The sequence below is a fragment of the Streptomyces sp. NPDC048424 genome, from assembly GCF_040651555.1.
Classification (GTDB): domain Bacteria; phylum Actinomycetota; class Actinomycetes; order Streptomycetales; family Streptomycetaceae; genus Streptomyces.
In genome coordinates, this window is sequence record NZ_JBEZKE010000011.1 from 221,345 (window position 1) to 239,639 (window position 18,295).

13 protein-coding genes are annotated in these 18,295 nt (G+C 71.3%); 3 read left to right on the forward strand and 10 right to left on the reverse strand.

Going from position 1 to position 18,295, the window contains the following annotated elements; all coding sequences use genetic code 11:
- Positions 1–11 precede the first annotated feature (11 nt).
- Positions 12–695, forward strand: a complete 684-nt coding sequence (locus AB0D29_RS18705; RefSeq protein WP_362855424.1) for a TetR/AcrR family transcriptional regulator C-terminal domain-containing protein — start codon at positions 12–14, stop codon at positions 693–695.
- A 29-nt stretch (positions 696–724) separates the two neighbouring features.
- Here AB0D29_RS18705 and AB0D29_RS18710 read toward each other — a convergent pair whose 3' ends face one another.
- Positions 725–1,978 carry an acyltransferase gene (locus AB0D29_RS18710; protein ID WP_362855426.1) on the reverse strand — a complete coding sequence of 418 codons (1,254 nt, stop codon included), beginning with the start codon at positions 1,976–1,978 and terminating at the stop codon, positions 725–727.
- A gap of 2 nt (positions 1,979–1,980) precedes the next feature.
- A complete protein-coding gene (locus AB0D29_RS18715; RefSeq protein ID WP_362855480.1) occupies positions 1,981–4,056 on the reverse strand; it encodes a glycosyltransferase in 2,076 nt (691 codons plus the stop codon).
- Between the two features lie 74 nt (positions 4,057–4,130).
- On the opposite strand from AB0D29_RS18715, the gene AB0D29_RS18720 reads away from it, so the two are divergent.
- Entirely contained in the window at positions 4,131–4,697 is a 567-nt protein-coding gene (locus AB0D29_RS18720) for a hypothetical protein (RefSeq protein WP_362855428.1), read from the forward strand.
- A 257-nt stretch (positions 4,698–4,954) separates the two neighbouring features.
- Complete coding sequence (locus tag AB0D29_RS18725) at positions 4,955–5,890, forward strand: glycoside hydrolase family 16 protein (RefSeq protein WP_362855429.1); 936 nt, start codon at positions 4,955–4,957, stop codon at positions 5,888–5,890.
- A gap of 24 nt (positions 5,891–5,914) precedes the next feature.
- Here the strand turns inward: AB0D29_RS18725 and AB0D29_RS18730 are convergent, their stop codons facing one another.
- The 8 genes from AB0D29_RS18730 to AB0D29_RS18765 form a co-directional block, all read right to left on the reverse strand.
- Positions 5,915–7,459, reverse strand: coding sequence for an alpha/beta hydrolase (locus AB0D29_RS18730; protein ID WP_362855431.1), 1,545 nt, complete (start codon positions 7,457–7,459; stop codon positions 5,915–5,917).
- 78 nt (positions 7,460–7,537) lie between these two features.
- A complete protein-coding gene (locus AB0D29_RS18735) occupies positions 7,538–9,091 on the reverse strand; it encodes an alpha/beta fold hydrolase (protein ID WP_362855433.1) in 1,554 nt (517 codons plus the stop codon).
- A 141-nt stretch (positions 9,092–9,232) separates the two neighbouring features.
- Positions 9,233–10,573 (reverse strand): diacylglycerol kinase family protein, encoded by a 1,341-nt coding sequence (locus AB0D29_RS18740; RefSeq protein WP_362855434.1) that lies wholly within the window; start codon positions 10,571–10,573, stop codon positions 9,233–9,235.
- Positions 10,574–10,690: 117 nt separating this feature from the next.
- Complete coding sequence (locus AB0D29_RS18745; RefSeq protein ID WP_362855436.1) at positions 10,691–11,470, reverse strand: maleylpyruvate isomerase family mycothiol-dependent enzyme; 780 nt, start codon at positions 11,468–11,470, stop codon at positions 10,691–10,693.
- Between the two features lie 142 nt (positions 11,471–11,612).
- Positions 11,613–14,531 carry an NHLP bacteriocin export ABC transporter permease/ATPase subunit gene (locus AB0D29_RS18750; RefSeq protein ID WP_362855481.1) on the reverse strand — a complete coding sequence of 973 codons (2,919 nt, stop codon included), beginning with the start codon at positions 14,529–14,531 and terminating at the stop codon, positions 11,613–11,615.
- 25 nt (positions 14,532–14,556) lie between these two features.
- A complete protein-coding gene (locus AB0D29_RS18755; RefSeq protein WP_362855482.1) occupies positions 14,557–16,683 on the reverse strand; it encodes an NHLP family bacteriocin export ABC transporter peptidase/permease/ATPase subunit in 2,127 nt (708 codons plus the stop codon).
- A gap of 176 nt (positions 16,684–16,859) precedes the next feature.
- Complete coding sequence (locus tag AB0D29_RS18760; protein WP_362855438.1) at positions 16,860–17,666, reverse strand: HlyD family efflux transporter periplasmic adaptor subunit; 807 nt, start codon at positions 17,664–17,666, stop codon at positions 16,860–16,862.
- A 99-nt stretch (positions 17,667–17,765) separates the two neighbouring features.
- Positions 17,766–18,005: a hypothetical protein gene (locus tag AB0D29_RS18765; RefSeq protein WP_362855440.1), complete on the reverse strand. Its 240-nt coding sequence runs from the start codon at positions 18,003–18,005 to the stop codon at positions 17,766–17,768.
- Positions 18,006–18,295: the final 290 nt, after the last annotated feature.

Genomic DNA, 18,295 nt, shown 5'->3' on the forward strand with positions numbered 1-18,295 from the left:
GCCGAACCGGAATGACCCGGGATGAAGCCACGCACACGCAACGGATGCCCCTGAGCAAGGACCGTGTCCTGCGCGCCGCCGTCGCGCTCGCCGACGCCACGGGCATCGACGCGCTCAGCATGCGCAAGCTCGCGCAGGAGCTGGACGTCGTACCGATGGCCCTCTACAAGCACGTGGCCAACAAGGAGGAGCTGCTCGACGGCATGGCCGACGCCGTCGTCGGCGAGATCGACCCGCCGGACGAGGGCCCCGACTGGCGGCCCGTGGTCCGCGCACGGATCCTCTCGGCCCGACGGGTCCTGCTGCGCCACCCCTGGGCGGCCAGGGTCATCGAGTCGCGGACCGGCCCCACCCCGGCCGTGCTGGCGTACCTGGACTCGATGGCCGGGTGCTTCCGGGCCGGAGGCCTCTCCGCCGACCTCACGCACCACGTCATGCACGCGATGGGCAGCCGCCTGCTCGGTTTCAGCCAGGAGCTGTTCGACACCTCGGGCCCCTCCGGCCCGCCGGACCCCGGGCTGGCGGCGCGCTACCCGCACATCGCCGAACTGGCCGCGACGGCCGCACACGACGAAGGGTCCGCGGTCGGCGGCGGCTGCGACGACCAGTTCGAGTTCGAATTCGCCCTGGACCTCCTCCTGGACGGATTCGAAAGCCTCCGCCGCCAGGGCTGGACCTCCGCGCGGAAGGCGTAACAGGTGCTCGGGCGGTGCGCGCGGCCCCGTCAGTCGGCGGCCCGGCGCCTGCCCCGTCGGCGGCGCGGGTACGGGAACAGCCGTGGCGGGCGCTTGGCGGCCACGTCCTCGATCCAGCCGAAGGTCAGCACCAGCAAGCCCATCAGCGGGATCGCCACCAGCAGTGTGAACGACGGGCTGGCCAGCAGCCATCGGAAGTTCGTGGAGAGGAACCGGACGGTCCAGAGGGGGTCGATCAGCGGAACGGCGAGCACCAGCGCGACCTCGTGCCACAGGTAGACGCTGACAGCGCGTGCGTTGAGCAGGCTGACCAGGCCGTTCCAGCGTTCCAACCGCCTGGGCCACTGCTCCCAGGAGGGGCTGACGTGGAGCAGGATGGCGACGAAGCCGAGGGACCACAGGGCCTGGGCGATCGGCCAGGACTCGATGTCGGTCGATTCGGCCGGATCGGACGGCCGGGTCTGCAGGTACCAGAGGCCGGCCACCATGATCAGTGGCGCGATGGACGGCAGTACGTACTGCGGGATCTTCTTGAGCAGCCCGTCCTGGTGGGCCATGCCGAGGATCCAGCAGGCGCCGAAGGTGGCGAAGTCGTTGGCGGTCTCCCAGACCCGGCTGTAGATGAACTCCTGGTCGGCGAAGAACGCGTTCATGACGATCACCACCGCCAGCGGCGCCGACAGCGTCACCACCGGAAAACGGCGCAGCGCCCGGAGCATCAGCGGTGAGAGCAGGACGTACCACAGGTAGGCCCGGAGGTACCAGAGCGGGACGATGATCTGCGCGGCCCAGGCGTGTTCCACGTGATGCTGGAAACCGGCCAGCTCGTCCGCGTACGGCGGAGTGCTCAGGGGCAGGATCCAGAACCCCAGCTTGGCCCACCACCAGGTGGGGTGGCCTTCGGAGTCGGGGCCCCAGCCGTCGAGGACCTGCAGGGCGATCACGATCGCGCCGAACAGCCACATCGGCGGCAGCAACCGGCGCAGTCGGCCGCGGATCACGCCGAGCGCGGGACGGCTGAGCGAGCGGGCCATCAGCGAGCCGGCCAGCGCGAACATCACGCCCATGGACGGGAAGACGAGGGGCAGCCAGAACCAGCCGAAATTGTGGTAGAGCACCACACGGCCCAGGGCCAGGGCGCGCAGCAGGTCGAGATAGCGGTCCCGGCCGCCCTTGCGCTCGGGCGGTGCCTCCGGCTCAGGCTCCGGTTCCTGTCGCAGAACGGCGGGGATGCGCAACTGGACGGTGTCCTGGGTGCGCCCGAACTCGATGGATGCGGTCATGGTCAGGCCTCCACCGGGACAGCGACCTCGCCGGTGCGCCGGAGCTTCTGCCAGCGCAGTCGGCCACCCGTCATCGCCGTGATCGCGGACTGCAACAGGACGATGTACATCAGCTGGCGGTAGACCAGTTGCTGGATCGGCAGGCTGATCAGATGCCAGGGCTTCTCGCGGTCGAGCCGGAAGGCGTACCAGGACAGCGCGGCCTGGAGCAGGATGAAACCGCCCCAGCTGGTGAGGGTGATCGGGGCGTCCGCGAACAGCACGCCGTACAGGAAGAACATGTCGACCAGCGGCGCCAGCAACGGGGCGACCACACCGAACAGCACGACGAGCGGCAGCCCGATCCGGCCGAAGCGTCCGGCCGGGCCGCGGGAGGTCACCGCGCCGCGGTGCTTCCACATCGCCTGCATGCTGCCGTAGCTCCAGCGGTACCGCTGGGACCAGAGCTGCTGGAGGCTGGCGGGAGCCTCGGTCCAGGCGCGGGCGTGCTCGGCGTAGACGACCCGCCAGCCCTCGCAGAGCACCGCGATGGTGATGTCGGTGTCCTCGGCGAGGGTGTCGTCGCTCATCCCGCCGACCTGCCGCAGGGCCTCCTTGCGGAAGGCGCCGACCGCGCCGGGGATGGTCGGGATGACGCCCAGCATGTCGTACATCCGGCGGTCCAGGTTGTGGCCGAGGACGTACTCGATGTGCTGCCAGGCGCCGATCAGGCTGTCGCGGTTGCCGACCTTGGCGTTGCCCGCGACCGCGCCGATGGACGGGTCGCCGAAGGGCTGGACCAGCTCGCGCACGGTGGACGGCTCGAAGACGGTGTCGCCGTCCATCATCACGATGATGTCGTACGAGGCGGCCGCGATGCCGGTGTTGAGCGCGCTGGGCTTGCCGCCGTTGACCTGGCGGATCAGCCGGACGAAGGGCAGGTCCATCTCCTCGACGATCTCCGCGGTGTCGTCCGAGGAGCCGTCGTCGATGACGATCACCTCGATCGGATGGTCGCTCGCGGCGAGGGAGTTGAGGGTGTTGGCGATGCACTCGCGCTCGTTGTAGGCCGGGACCAGTACGGTGACCGGCTCGGTGACGGGCGCGCCCCAGGCGTCCCGCCGCTTGGAGCGGCGGGCGTGCATCGGTGCGAGGACGAGCATCAGCGCGAACCGGCCGAAGTTGAGGAAGCCGACGACGGCCAGCAGCCCGATCAGCACCGGCAGGGTGAGCACGGCGAACTGGGTGGCCCAGATATATCCCTTGCCCGCCCACAGCTGGAAACCGTGCACCGGCGTGGTGGCGCTGGAGGCGCCGAGCGCCTCGGAGATGGTGGTGAAGCGGTAGCCCTGGGCCTGCAGCCTGTCGATGATCTGGACGAGCGCGGTGAGGGTCTGGCTGCGGTCGCCACCCGCGTCGTGCAGCAGGATCATCTCGCCCGCACCGGGCTCGGACGGCATCGCCGCCTTGACGATCTCCTCTACGCCGGGACGCTTCCAGTCGTCGGTGTCGCGGTCGATGAACGCGGTGAGGTAGCCGCGCGCGCCCACGTACTTGATCACCGGATAGGTCCAGTCGTCCAGCGCCGCGGCGTTGGACGAGTACGGCGGGCGGAACAACGAGCTGTGGACACCCGCGACGCCGGCCAGCGCCAGCTGCGTCTGCGCCAGCTCCCAGCTGGTCCGGGTGTGGGACTGGTACACCAGGTCGGGGTGGGTGAAGGTGTGCACGCCCAGTTCGTGGCCGTCCGCGACGATCTGCCGGATCAGCTCGGGATGGCGCGCGGTCATCCCGCCGGTCACGAAGAAGGACGCACGGATGTTGCGGGCCTCCAGCAGCTCCAGGATCTTCGGAGTCCACTCCGGCGAGGGACCGTCGTCGAAGCTCAGGACCACGGTGTGGTCCGGGATGCGGTAGCTCACGGGGTGCTCGTTCTTGGCCCCGCGTGCGTCGATGATCGGTCCGCCCTTGAGCAGGTCGTCCGGCACGGTCGTCTTGTCGACCGAGCTCGCGACCCGGGAGTCGTGGAACGCCTCGTTGGTGGCGAGGCCGCGCAGGACGAGGAGCGCGAGCAGGCAGGCCAGCAGGGACAGCGGCATGAAGAAGCGCAGCGGCGGCGCGGCCAGTCGGCGCGGCCTGCGCAGGGACTGCCGGCGGCGCTGGTGGCGGGACAATGACGCTCCTGAAGATGGGTGGTGCGGACGGTCAGTTGCGCTTGGCCGGCCGGCCCGAAGGAGTTGCCCCGCGCGGCCCGGTGGTCGTGGGCTTCGACGTGGTGGTCGCCGGCTTCGATGTGCCGGCTGCCGGTTTCGACGCGCCGGCCGTCGGCGTCGACGCGTCGGCCGAGGTCTTCGCGTGCGGTGTGGCGGACCGCGCGGCCGTCCGAGGTGAGGAAGACGAGGACGGGCGGGCCGGCGACGGCGACGGCACGGGTGAGGGCGGCGGGGCGGGCGAACCCGGGGGCTGCGCGGGTATGCCCATCGCCGGGGCGTCCGCCTGCCCACCGACCAGGCTGCTGCCCATGGCGACGGCCAGGATCGCGCCGATCACGGAGACCGGCCAGCCGAAGCCGCGCAACAGGCGGCCCCGCAGACCCGAATGGGAGACGAACACAGGTGCGGGAGCGGGATCCCCGAAATGTGGTTCAGGCGTGTCGGGGTCTTCCTGGTACGCCGATCCGCGGTCGATGGAGGTGATGACTGGGCGCACCTTGCGGGGCCTTTCAGAGCAGGGTACGTAGACCACGGGATGGCAGGGCGAACGCTAGTGCACCGACCTGAATCGAAATTGTCTCGATGTATGCATTTAGCGTGATCTGCCGAGGTGTCGTAATCGGATCGAAATACCAATGGGACGTACTGACCAGTAGGCGAGATCCACGGTCGTCACGCCCGCTCACTTCGTTTCGCTAGGATTCCCACCTCGTGTGATCAGTCATTTGATCCTCATGCAAAAAAGGGCGTGTCCAGGTACCGCCTCAACGCCCAAGGAGCCCGTGTGAGCCAGCCCCGCACCTCTCGTCGCCGCGCGTGGACTGCGCTCACGCTGCCTGCCCTCCTGTGCGCACTCGCCGCGTGTTCCGCCGGCCCCGGTGACGATGCCGCCGCGCCCGGCCCCAGCGCGTCGCCGACGCCGTCCGGACCGCCGGGGACCCTGTTCGACAACTTCCACTACAGCGGGGCCGACGACCCCTCGCTCGCCGCGCACGGCTGGGAGATCCGTACCGGCGAGGGCGGCCCGGGGATCAAGGACACCTGGTCCGCCGCGGGTGCCGGCTTCCCCTCCGACACGACCGCCCAGGGGGGCAGGGTCCTGCAGCTGCAGTCCTCCACCGACGGCACCAAGCAGGGCACCAGGCAGGTCGAGGTGCAGAGCACCGGCAGCAACCTCTTCACGGGGACCTTCGCCGCCCGGGTCCACTTCAGCGACAAGCCCACGAGCGGCCGGGGCGGCGACCACGTCGTCCAGACCTTCTTCCCGATTTCCGCCTCGGACTCCTCGCCGAACTACAGCGAACTCGACTGCGAGTACCTGCCGAACGGCGGCTGGGGTTCGGTGGGTCCGCGACTGGACAACGTCAGCTGGTACAAGGCCGATCCACCGGACCGGGTCAGCCACTCGCTCAAGCAGCACCTCGAGGGCTGGCACCTCATGATGATCACCGCCGTTGACGGAAAGGTCACTTACTCCATGGACGGCAAGGAGCTTTTTACCAGCTCCGGCAAGTACGTCCCGCGCGAGAAAATGGACGTCCACTTCAGCAATTGGCTCATCGACCTTCCCTTCGCCGGTGGTACGCGCACGTGGGACATGAAGGTCAACTGGTTCTACTACAAAGCCGACCAGGCCGTTTCCCAGGCGGATGTCCAAAGGACGGTGGACGGCTTCTACAGTGCCGGCACCAACTACGTCAACACCGTGCCCACGTCCTGAGCCGGGCCCGGGCCCGCACGTGGCTCAGGGTGCGATCTCGAACTCGGGCGCCTTCAGGCTGTTCAGGCACGCGGTCTTCGGCGCGGCCGGGTCGTCGAAGAACGAGGCGGTGATCTCCTGGGCGCACTTCGAGGTGGCGAACACCACGTGCGGCTCGAACGGCACCGTGACGACCTTGGCGTTGGGCAGCGTGCGGGCGACGTACGGCCCGTTGTCCGCCCCGGTCTGGGAGTCGAACCCGCCCGACAGGGCCAGGGTCGGGATGTCGCCGCGCGTGGCGTCGCGGATCGAGGGCGGCGCCGCGGGGACGTCCCAGGCGGCGCAGTCCGGACCGAGGAAGGTGAGCTGCGGAGCCTGGGCCTGTACCGAGCGGGGGTAGTTCGGGAACTCTTTCTGTCCGCCCTGGAGCGCCGCGTCCTTGCTCTCGTACGGTGTCCACTCGCTGCAGAAGACGCCGTAGACGAGCCCGTGCGCGATCCTGCCCATGGCCTGGGGGCTGAGCTTGCCGCCCGCCCACTGCTGGGCGATCCGCTGCGGCTTGCCGTGTGCCAGCTCGTCGAGGGCGGCGGGAACCTGGGGCGCCACGTGGGTGGCGGAGGTCATCCAGTTCACCAGGGCCCCACCGTCCAGGACGACCTTGACCGGCTTGTCGCTGCCGGGGAGCGTGACGGTGGTGGTGACCGGCTTGGCTTCGAGTTCGCGGACGAGCCGGTCGAAGGTGGCCGACAGGTTCGGGTAGCGCTTGTTGCACGCCGGCTGCTCCGCGCAGGCCTTGAACAGGCCGTCGAAGCCCTGCCGGGCGCTGCTCCAGGTCGCGGCCGAACCGGACTTGGACGGTGGCAGTATGCCGTCGAGGCCCACCGCGCGCAGCCCCTCGGGGTGCAGGCGCATGTAAACGAGCGCCAAGTGGGTGCCGTAGGAGATCCCGTACAGGTTCCACTGCTTGACGCCCAGCGCGCTGCGCAGGTCCTCGTAGTCGGCGGCGCTCTCGGTGTCGTTGTAGGCGCCGAGGTCGATGCCGCGGGCCGCGAGTTGGTCGCGGCAGGCCTTCGTGGCCTCGACGTGCAGGCGTTCGGTGGACGGAGCGTCGTTGCGGAGGCCGACCGCCCGTGCGTTGAACTCGTCGATGTCGGGGCAGAGGAGCGTCGGGTCGGCCGAGTACGTACCGCGCTGGGACATGAAGATCACGTCACGGTCGCGGTTCAGGCCGCCGTCGATCGCCATCTTCGCCTCCCCCACGGCGTCGTCTCCGGGTCCGCCCGCGAGCCACACGATGGGGTCGGGTTTCGGGGTGTCCGACTCGGCGGGCACGATCGCGACGCCGAGCCTGATCATCTTGCCCGTCGACTCGGCGCGGTTCTCGGGCACGGTGAGCGTGCCGCAGCGGGCCCCGTCCAGCTCCTCGATCGGTTCCGGCGTCTTCGGGCAGGGGCCCGGCTCGAAGCGGGCGTCGCCCACCGTCCGCGCCACCGTACCGATCGGCGCTCCGGGGCCGGTGGTGGCGTCGGTGCGGGACTGCGCTCCGGCGGGCGCCGCGAGCAGGCCGGTGACGAGGAGACCCGTCGCCATGGCGGCCGATGTGGCGTGGAGCCGTCGTGCGGTGCGGCGGCGACGGGGCGGTTGCCGGCGTGTCATCAGGCCTCCCGGTCACTTCGGGATGATCGTGAACGGTGCGGGCTCGAGGTCGTCCACGCACGCCGTGTCGGGCGCGGTCGGACGAGCGAAGAACGAGGCCAGCACGCGCTGCGCGCAAGGGGACTGCGGGACCACCCAGTGGCCGATTCCGGGGACCTGCACGGCGGTCGAACGGGACAGGTTGCGGGCCACGTCCTTCGCCCAACTCGCCCCGGTCTTCACGTCGAACGTGCCGGAGATGACGAGGGCCGGCACCGAGCTGGCCGTGGCCACCCGCTGGACCTCCGCGCGGTCCGGAACGTTCCAGACCCCGCACACCGGGTACTGGAAGGGCAGCTGCGGCACTTGGGCCAGGACCGTGTCCGGCCACTCGGGGAAGGCCTTCTGCCCTGCCTTCAGCACGTCGGGTTCCGCGTACCCCGGCGCCCACTCACTGCACGCTATCGAGTTCGTCAGGCCGTGCGCGAACTCGCCGACCTTCTGGACCGAGCCGGCCGCGCGGGCCTGCGCGAAGCGCTCCGGGTTGCCGCGGCTGAGCTCGTCGAGCGCCGCCGGCATGTCCTTGGGCCGGGGAGTGAAGGCGACGATCAGGTTGAGCAGCGCGCCCCCGTCGAGCACGACCTTGACCGGCTTTCCGCCGCCCGGCGGCGGGACGTTCAGCGTCAGGGGGTGGGCCTCCAGCTTGCGCACCTGCTCCGTGAGCAGCCGGTGGAGGTCCGGGTACCGGTTCTTGCAGGCGGGCTGCGCCGCGCACGCCGCGAAGATGTTGTCGATCCCCTCGGCGGTGCTGCCCCATGTCCACGGCAGGGTCACGTCCTGGGGAGGGGTGATCGAGTCGATCGCGAACGCGCGGATTCCCTCGGGGTGCAGGCGCAGGTACGTGAGGGCCAGGTTGCTGCCGTAGGAGTACCCGTAGACGTTCCACCGGGGGATGTCCAGCGCCTTGCGCAGGTCGGCGAAGTCGGCGGCGTTCTCGGTGGTGTTGTAGGCGCTCAGGTCGACGCCGTCGGCCGTCAGGCGGGCCCGGCAGTCCTTCACCGCCTTCAGCATGAGCTCCTGCGCCCGCTTCGCGTCGTAGCCCAGGCCCACGGCCTGCTCGTTGAAGCGGTCGACCTCCGGGCAGGCGAGGTTCGGCTGGTCGTAGAGGTTGCCGCGCTGGGCCATGACGATCAGATCGCGGTCCTTGTTCAGGCCGGAGTCGATGAGGAAGGGAATGTCGTCGAACGTGTCGGCACCCGGGCCGCCCGCCATGAACACCACGGGCTCCTGCGCCGGCTCCGCCGGGTTGACGGCCGGGATGACCGCCACGGCCAGCCTGATGGTCCGGCCGCCGGGGCGGGAGCGGTTCTCGGGGACCTCCAGGACGCCGCACCGGGCGCTGCCGAGCGCTTCGATCGGCTCGGGCGTCTTGGGGCAGGGGCCGGGCACGAACCGGGAGGGGGCCGCGGTACCGGAGCGGGCGGGTGGCGACGCGGCGCTGCTCGGCGCGGGGCCGAGCGCTGCCAGGCAGACCAGAGCGGTCGCGGCGGTCGCAGCGGTCGCCGCGTTGATGCTGTGCTTCGGCATGTGATCCCGTTCCTCTGCCGACATCGGCGGCGGCTCCACCGGGCCGGGCCGCAGCGGTATGGACGGAACGCTCGCTTCCGACGCTACTCGGTGGGAGGTACGCACGCACGCGGAGCGACGGGAGGGGCGGCCGGCCGTCGGTCAGGCGGCCCCGTGTCCTGCCGCGGTCCGCCCCATCGTCAGGGCCAGGCGTCGTACGCGGCGCCAGTTCATCGGGGGCGCGGTGTGCGGGACGCCGGGCCGGTGGCGGGGCACGCGCACGCGCAGGGCGCCGGACTCGATGCGACAGCGCACCGGAGTGGGCAACGTCAGGGCCTCGCCGTCGACTCCGACCGGGATGACGGGTGCGTCGGCGTCGACGAGGACCTCGCGGGCGGTGGCCTCGGTCAGTCCGCGGCCCTGCCCGCCGCGCAGCAGGAGTTCCGTGGCTTCGGCGGCGTTGCCGACGCCGACGCACAGCACTCCCAGTTCGCCGGAGTCCAGCCGCCCTCGGCGTCCCAGTCCGGCCGAGTCGCCCCTCTCGTACGGGTTGTTGCTCACGAGGACGGCCTGGGGGGCGTCCTTGGTCAGCGATCCGGCACGGACGGTCAGCCGTGCACCGCTGTGGTGGGTCAGCAGGTCCGGCAGCATCTCCAGGATGGTGCGGGCCTTGTCGTCGCGGTAGGCGGGACTCTGTACGACTTCCGCGTACACGCCGAACGAGGCGTTGTTGAGGAAGACGCGCCCCGCGCTCGGGTCCACGGGCTCTCCCGCGTGGAGGTAGCCCACGTCGATGCGCAGTTCGACGCCGTCGGTCAGTGCCTCCAGGCACGTGGAGGGGTCCTGCCGGTCCAGGCCGAGGTCCATGGCGAAATGGTTGCGGGTGCCGGCGCTGATCACCATGAAGGGGAGGTCGTGCTCCATGGCCACTCCGGCGACCAGGGCCTGCGTGCCGTCGCCGCCCGCGACGCCGAGCAGGTCGGCGCCGTCGCGTACGGCCTTCCGCGCCAGCTCGGCCACGTCCTGTCGCCGGGCCGGATCCAGCACGACGACCTCGGCGCCCAGGGCCCTGGCGCGCTCCGCCAGGTGGAACTTCTCGACCTTCCCGCCGCCCGAGCGCGGATTCATGATCAGGAACGGCCGTTCGGCCGGGCCGGCGGAGTGCTCCGGCATGCCGGGCGGGGTGTCGTCGACGAGCGCGGCCCTGCCCGCGGAAACGGCCAGCGCCCACAGGGCGAGCGAGACCAGCACGACCCAGAGCAGCCCGGCAGCCGTGTACAGGATCAGGACTACCAGCGGCACGGCGACCGCGAGCAGTGCGGCCAGTGCCCTCTTCCAGCCGGTGTGGGTGAGCAGCCACCAGCCGCAGGCGGCCGTGAGCACCAGCCCCGCCCACCCCACGCCCATGAGCACGAGGCTGCCGAGCCCGGCGAAGACCACCAGCACCGCGATCGCCGCTGCGCCCGCCGCCAAGGCCAGTCGCGCGGCCCAGCGCCTGCTCATGGGGCGACCTCCCACCGCTCCGCGGTTGCCGGACAGGCCGTTCGGCCTTCTCTTCAGGCTACGGGCGCGCACCTTGCGCAGCACGTCCGCCCGGGGCGTGGCGGACGTCGCGGGACGTCAGAAGGCCGAGTGGGCGAACCAGTGGGTGAGCAGGTCCTGGTCGCCGCGCAGCTCGAAGGCGTCGCTGCGGCGGTCGAGGCGGCCGTAGAGGAGGAGCAGGAGGTCGGCGGCGGTTCCCCGGACCGCGGCGTCCCCCGCGAGGGACTCGGCGCGGTCGGTCACCAGGGCGAAGCCGTCGGGGCGCAGGCCGACCAGCCAGTCACCGTCGCCGTCGCCGTCGCCGTCGCCGTCCGTGCAGCTGAAGCGGATGGTCCGGTCCGGGGCGCGCAGTCGGGCGGTCAGCGGCGCGAAGGAGGACGCGAAGGGCAGGTTGGTCAGGAACTCGTCGATGCCGTCGACCGCCAGTGCGCGGTCGACGTGCGGCGGGAGCCCGAGCGCGAGTTGGGCGTCGACCCGGTGGACGAGGGTCTCGAAGAGCACCCGCCGGACCCAGAACCGGGCGTGCTGGTCGACTCCCCAGGCCCACATCGGTGCGTCCAGGTCGATGGCGGCGAACACCTCGGCGGCCTCCGCCGCGCTCGCGGCCAGCCAGTCGGGCAGGCCGTCGGGCTGCTCCGGCAGCCGCAGGTCCACCTCACGGCTGGTCGGGGGCTGCTGGATGCGCCGGCGCAGCAGCTCGCTGAACCAGCGGTGCACGCTGCCGACGTGCCGGGTGAGGTCTTCGAGGGTCCAGCCGGGGCAGGTCGGCACCGGGGTGGAGAGCTCGGCCGCCTTGACCGCGGCGACGAATGCGGCGGTCTCGGCTGCGACGGCCGCTCCGTGCTGGGCGGGGTTCATGTCCGTGCCCTTCCTCTGCTGGCGCTGCCGCAGGCGGCGATGATGATTGAGGGGGTGGATGTTTTACATCCTCAAGTAATGGACGACGGTAATTCTCGACCGTTGAGGATGTCAACTTTCCGCGCCCCGGGCCGTACCCCCATCAGCGCAGTTGGCGGCGGACCAGGTCGTGGAAGAGGCCGGCCGTGTCGGCGAGCAGTTCGGCCGGTGGGCCCTGCTGGACGACCCGGCCGTCCTTCATGGCGATCACCCGGTCGGCGTCCATGATCGTGCTGAGCCGGTGGGCGATCACGATGCGGGTGGCGTGCAGGGCGCGGGTGGATTCGATGACCACGCGCTGGGCCTCGTTGTCCAGCGCGCTGGTGGCCTCGTCGAAGAACAGGATGCGCGGCTTGCGGATGAGGGCCTGGGCGATCATCAGCCGTTGGCGCTGGCCGCCCGAGACGGTGCCGCCGCCGTCGGACAGCATGGTGTGCATGCCCATCGGCATGGCCTTGATGTCCTCGGCCAGACCCGCCATCGCGGCGGCCTCCCACGCCTCCTCCGGCGAGAACGTCCCGGCGCCGCAGATGCAGTCGAGGATCGAACCGGTGAAGGGCTGGGCGTTCTGCAGGACGACACCGCACTGGCGGCGCACGGCCGCCTGGTCGAGCGCGGCCAGGTCCTGGCCGTCGTAGAGCACGTTGCCGGACAGGGGCTTGTCGAAGCCGATGAGCAGCCGCAGCAGTGTCGACTTGCCACAGCCGCTGGCGCCGACGATCGCGACGAACTCCCCCGGACGGATGCGGAAGTCGACTTCGTCGAGGACGAGCGGGCCGTCGTCGGCGTAGCGGTACGACAGGTTCTTGGCCTCGATGGCGCCGGTCAGCTCCCCCGGCCGGGTACTGGAGCCGCCCACCTCGGGGACCTCCCGCAGAACCGGCTTGATCTGCTCGAACATCGGCAGGACGGCGGCCGCCGAGATCAGCGCTCCGGTCAGCTGCGTGACCGACGACAGCAACATCGTCAGTGCGGTGCTGAAGGTCAGGAACTCACCGGCGGACATGGCGCCGCGGGCCGGTCCGGCCAGCAGCACGAACATCACCAGCGTGCACAGCGGCAGGTAGACGGCGCCGAGGACCGTGATGACGTTCTGGATCCGGCCGGTGCGCTGGTGCAGGTCGCGGGTACGGGCGAACTCCCGTGCCCAGGCCGCGTACGCGAAGCTCTCGGCGGCGGCCACGCGCAGCTTGGGCAGGCCGCGCAGGGTCTGGAAGGCCTGGTTGTTGAGCCGGTGGCCGAGCTTGATCAGCCGGCGCTCGTAGCGCAGCTGCCACAGCCCCAGGCCCAGGAAGACCCCCGCGATGACGACCAGCATGGCGAGCGCGGCCATCGCCAGCGGCACGCTGTAGACGAGCAGCAGCACGAGGTTCATCGTGCCGACCGCGCCCGCCTGGACGCAGACCGGGCCGATGCCGGACAGCACGCGGCGGATCGCGCTGATGCCCATCGCCGCGCCGGCCAGTTCGCCGGTGGAGCGGCCGGCGAAGAACGTCGCCGGCAGCCGCAGCAGCCGGTCCCACACGGCCGGCTGCAAGGTGGCCTCGATGCGGCCCTCCATGCGCAGGAGGGAGGTGTTCTGCAGCAGCATGAACGCGGCCGAGACGATCGCGGTCGCGATCAGGGCCAGCCCGGTCTGCACGATGAGGCCGTTCTCGGCCTGCGGGACGTACCGGCCGAGGACCTGTCCGGTGGCGATCGGCACCAGGGCGCCGAGGACCACCGCGACCAGCCCGCCCAGGAGGAGGCTGCGCAGCTCCGGGAAGGTGCCGCGGACGCTGAAGCGGAGCAGGGCCGCCAGGCCCACCGGCCCGTCGGGCAGGGGGCGGTAGAGCATGATGCCGTGCGGTTCGAAGGCGGCCTCGTTGGTCTTCGAGACGCGCTCGCGCGTGCCGGTGGCGGGGTCGACGGCCTCGTAGCCGCCGCGCCGCCACAGCAGGGCGACCGGCGCGGCGTCCTTCTCCCGCCGGCCCACCAGAGGACCGCTGTTCTCCCGCCACCAGCGCCCGCCGAGCCTGACCACGCGGGTGCGGATCCGCGAGGCGAGCGCGATGCGTTCGACGGGATCCAGCTGCTCGGACGCGGCGCCGGCCCCGCCCGGCTCGGACAGGGTGATGCGGGCCGCGGCGGCGACCGTGCGGCACACGGCGAAGGTCGCGTCGGCGCTCCCGCTCCGGTGGGGGTGCCGGCCGGAGCGGACGATGGACGCCAGCAGGGTGCGGTCCGCCTGGGTACGTGCTGCCCGTCCCGCCTCGATGCCGGCGGCCGTGCGGTCCTCGTGCGTGCGCTCGAGCTGTTCGATCCAGCCGTCGAGGGCGTACAGCAGCCGGTGCTGCTGGTCGACCATGCCCTGCCACATCGCCGCGTCGACGAGGAGGGTGCCCACCGCCTCCGCCTCGTACACGGCTCCGTACTGGACGCTGCCCGGGGTGATCTGCATCCACAGGATGTCGTCGTCGGCCCCACCGTGCCCGGTGGTGGCGCTGCCGTCGAGCGGGGCCTGGTAGAGCACGCGCAGGCCGCGGCCGACGCCGCGCGCGAAGGCGTCCTCCAGGGGGCTCAGCCGTCCTCCGTCGGCGGCCCCGTAGGGCACTTGGTCGGCGTACCAGGCTCCGCCGTGCACCTGACCGGCCTGGAACTGGTCGCCGTGGAACTGGTCCCCGTGGAACTGGTCGCCGTGGAACTGCTCGCCGTACTCCGGGCGGTACAGCTCCCGCAGTTCGATGCGGCGGACCCAACACCCCTCCAGGGGGCGGCCGACCAGGGTGTGGTCGGGGCCCTCGGCCGGGCCCAGCAGCAGTGTGCCCGGCGACAGCCGGCCCAGGAAGTGCCAGTGGCCGGCCTGCGCCGCGTCGACGGCGAACAGGTCCAACTCGCCCTGTACGACGAGCCACAGGACGAGCGGGCCCTCCAGGGCCAGGCTGCGCAGGCCCGTGCAGTCGACGGGCGAGCCCAGTGCGCCCAGGGCCGCGACGACCGGGTCCGGTGTCCCGCCCGGCTGCCCGGCGCCGGCGAAGCCCACGGCGGCGTGGTGTGCCTGCGTCACCTCAGTGCTCCTTGACCAGCGCGGCGTACGGGCCCTGGGCGGCGAGCAGCCGCTCGTGCCGCCCGCGTTCCACGACCGTGCCCCGGTCGAGTACGACGATCTCGTCGCTGTCGCGCACGGTGCTCAGCCGGTGCGCGATGACCACGCAGGCGCAGCCACGACGGCGCAGGTTGTCGATGATGACCTGCTCGGTGACCGCGTCCAGGGCGCTGGTCACCTCGTCGAGGACCATGACGCTGGGGCGGCGCACCAGCGCCCGTGCGATCTCCAGCCGTTGGCGCTGGCCGCCGGAGAAGTTGCGGCCGTCCTGCTCGACGCGGCTGTGGATGCCGCCGGGGCGGCGGGCGACCACGTCGTGCACGGCGGCGTCCTCGAGGGCGGCGATCACGGCCTCGTCCGGGATGGAAGGGTCCCACAGGGTGACGTTGTCGCGGACGGTGCCCTCGAAGAGGAAGACGTCCTGGTCGACGAAGGAGACGGAAGCGGCCAGCGCGCCGCGGGGGATGTCCGCCAGCCGCATCCCGTCGATGCGGACGGCCCCCTCCCAAGGGGTGTAGAGGCCGGAGATCAGCCGGGAGACGGTGGACTTGCCGCTGCCGGAGCCGCCGACGAGCGCGACCTGCTGACCGGGGCCGACCGAGAGCGAGAAGTCCTTGAGCAGCGGGGCGTCCAGCGGGCTGTACCCGAAGGTGACGTGGTCCAGTTCCACATGGCCCTTGAGGCGGCGGGTGCCGCCGGGGGGCTCGCGCCGCGCGTGGACCGGCGCGACGGGAAAGTTCTCGACGTCCTTGAGCCGGGCGACGTCGGCCGCGAAGTCCTGGATCCGGCCGGCGACGCCGCCCAGCCGGGAGATCGGCGCGGTGAAGCTGGTCACCAGGGCCTGGAAGGCGACGAGCAGGCCCACGGTGAGGTGTCCCTCGACCGCCCGCAGGCCGCCGATCATCAGGATCAGCGCGCTGTTGAACGCCGCCAGCGTGGGCGCGACGATCGCCAGCCACGCACTGGGCACGCCGAGCCGCTGCTGCACGTCGAGAGTGACGGCGTGCTGTCCGGCCCAGCGGCGGAAGAAGCCGTTCTCGGCGCCCGTTGCCTTCATCGTCTCGATGAGCTGGAGACCGCTGTAGGAGGTGTTGGTCAGCCGGGCGCTCTCGGCGCGCAGCTTCTGGGTACCGGTGGCCCTCAGCCCGATCACGATCCGCATCGCCACGACGTTCAGCAGCGCCACGGCCACGCCGACGAGGGTGAGCTGCGGATCGTACGTCCACAGCAGGACCGCGTAGAGCACGACCACCACGGCGTCCACGCCCGCGGCGGCCAGGTCCCGGGCGAGGGTCTCGGCGACCGCGTCGTTGGACTGCAGGCGCTGGACCAGGTCGGCCGGGTTGCGCTGGGAGTAGAAGGTGACCGGAAGCCGGAGCAGGTGCCGGAAGAAGCGGGCACTGCCGAGGGTGGAGGAGATGATGCGCCCGCGCAGCAGATTGGCCTGTTGCAGCGCGGTGAGCGTCGCGGTGAGCACGAGGGCGACGGCCATCGCGGCGAACAGCACCCCCAGCAGGGACGTCTGCTCACCGATGAGGAACATGTCGATGTACGTGCGGCTCAGCGCCGGCACCGATGCCCCGACGGCGACCAGGAGCAGGCTGGAGACCACGGCGGCGGCCATGGTGCCCGAAGTGCCGCGCAGACGGGCCGGCATGGCGCCGAGGACGCCCGGCTTGCGGCCGCCGCGGCGGAAACCCTCGCCGGGCTCGAAGGTGAGGACGACACCGGTGAAGCTGGTGTCGAACTCGTCCATGGGGACGAACCGGCGGCCCTTGCCGGGGTCGTTGACGTACACGCCCCGGCGGCCGAGCCGGCGGCCCGTGCCGTCGTAGACGACGTAGTGGTTGAACTCCCAGAAGAGGACGGCCGGGGCGCTCACCTCGGCGAGCGCGGCCAGGTCCATCTGCATGCCCTTGGCCGTCAGCCCGTAGCCGCGGGCGGCCTTGAGGAGGTTGCTGGCGCGGGAGCCGTCGCGGGAGACGCCGCAGGCGATGCGCAGTTCCTCGAGGGGGACGAAGCGGCCGTAGTGGCCGAGGACCATGGCCAGGGCGGCGGCGCCGCACTCCACGGCCTCCATCTGCAGCACGGTGGGGGTGCGTACGGGGCGGGGCGTCCTGCCCCTGGGGGCCGCGGGGGCGGAGGTGGTCCTGCGACGGGTGCCGCCCTTGGGCTCGGGGCGCCGGCGGCGGCGCCCGGGGGGCGGGAGCTGCGGCGGCTGCGGCGCGGTCCCGGTCTGCGGCGGTGTCCCGGTCTGCGGCGCGGTCACGGCAGCAGCCAGTCGACGGGGCGCCGGGCGGCGAGGTGGACGGCGCCGGTGAGCGGCGTCCGCGAGTCGATGGCGTACGGAGGCCCGTCCGCGGAGGACCACCGGTAGCCGGACTTGGTGGAGGGCGAGCGTTCGAGCCGTACGAGCACGGCGACCGGGTTGCCGTGGCCGGCGAACTGTTCGGCGAGCCCGTTGTCGCCGAGGAAGCCGCCGATCTGCGTCCGTGTCTGAGGGGCGCGGCCGACCTCCTGGACGCGGCCGCGCAGCGTGCCGAACTGCTGCTGTGGAACGGACTGGACGCTCAGGTCGACCGCGGCGCCCACGGGGATCGCCGAGCCGTTGCCGCCCGGTACGTACAGAACGGCCACCAGCGGGTCCTCCGGACTCTTCACGCGTTCCACGGTCGCCACGTCCGCGCCCGTGGCGACGACCGAGCCGACCTTGGCCACCAGGGTCGTCAGCCGGCCGCCGGTCACCACGCGCACGGGGCGGTCCCCTTGTTCCGTACGGACGTTCAGCAGGGGCGCGCCGGCGTCCAGCAGCTGGCCCTCCTCGGCGAGGACTCCGGTCACCTGTCCCGCGACCGGCGTCTGCAGTACGTAGCTGCCCTCGGCCTGGGTGAGGATGCCGGGTGCGCTCAGCTTGGAGGAGACGGTGCCCGTGAAGGCCCAGAAGGCGGCAGCGGCCATGACGACGACCGTGACGGCCAGGACGAGGCGTCCCTGCGGGCGCGCGAGCCGGACGGGCAAATCCAGTTCTTCGGGCGATTGCAGCTTGGAAAGAGCCTTTTGGCGAAACTGCACGGATCATTCCTTCCACTGCATTCGCATCGATCGGGCACACGGGCAGCCAGGAACCCCGGAGCCGTGGGGGGCGCTCCGGGGTTCCTGGGGATATCCGGATCAGAGACCGGCGCGCCCGGCGTTCACCGAAACGCCGGTGAGGCCCGTGACGAGACCGGGGACGTGGGACACGATGCCCTGCGCGGCCTGGACGGTGTTGAGGGAGCCGACGACACCCACGACGCCGCTGACGTCGCTGGTCACGGCGCCGGCGAGGCCGCCGGAGATGCTGATGATGCCACCGGAGACGGCGTCCAGCTCGGTGTCGGCGATCTCACGGGTCTCGATGTCGTTACGCATGACGCGCACCTTTCATTGGGGGGAGGAATTCACAGCTGCGGCGGCTGGGCGACCGAAACTCGGCCACCTTTTCCGACTGCCGCAATGCGCAAGATGAAAGCACGCGAACGGGTTGCCCAGCCAATCCCGTTGACCCCCCGTCACGGACGGATGATCACCTCCGACGACTGACGTGCAGCTTGATTCACCGAATGGTGACGGCTTCTTCACAGGATCGAGTAACAGATATGGGCCGCTCCTTGCTTACACAGAACCAAACAGGACAAGCCCCCACCAAACAGCAGGGACAT

Bases quoted from the DNA above. Each gene is read 5' to 3' on its own strand.
- AB0D29_RS18745 (WP_362855436.1), bottom strand. From the start codon at position 11,470: ATGAACCCCGCCCAGCACGGAGCGGCCGTCGCAGCCGAGACCGCCGCA.
- AB0D29_RS18710 (WP_362855426.1), bottom strand. From the start codon at position 1,978: ATGACCGCATCCATCGAGTTCGGGCGCACCCAGGACACCGTCCAGTTG.
- AB0D29_RS18705 (WP_362855424.1), top strand. From the start codon at position 12: ATGACCCGGGATGAAGCCACGCACACGCAACGGATGCCCCTGAGCAAG.
- AB0D29_RS18730 (WP_362855431.1), bottom strand. From the start codon at position 7,459: ATGGCGACGGGTCTCCTCGTCACCGGCCTGCTCGCGGCGCCCGCCGGA.
- AB0D29_RS18765 (WP_362855440.1), bottom strand. From the start codon at position 18,005: ATGCGTAACGACATCGAGACCCGTGAGATCGCCGACACCGAGCTGGAC.
- AB0D29_RS18740 (WP_362855434.1), bottom strand. From the start codon at position 10,573: ATGAGCAGGCGCTGGGCCGCGCGACTGGCCTTGGCGGCGGGCGCAGCG.
- AB0D29_RS18735 (WP_362855433.1), bottom strand. From the start codon at position 9,091: ATGCCGAAGCACAGCATCAACGCGGCGACCGCTGCGACCGCCGCGACC.
- AB0D29_RS18720 (WP_362855428.1), top strand. From the start codon at position 4,131: ATGACGCTCCTGAAGATGGGTGGTGCGGACGGTCAGTTGCGCTTGGCC.
- AB0D29_RS18715 (WP_362855480.1), bottom strand. From the start codon at position 4,056: ATGCCGCTGTCCCTGCTGGCCTGCCTGCTCGCGCTCCTCGTCCTGCGC.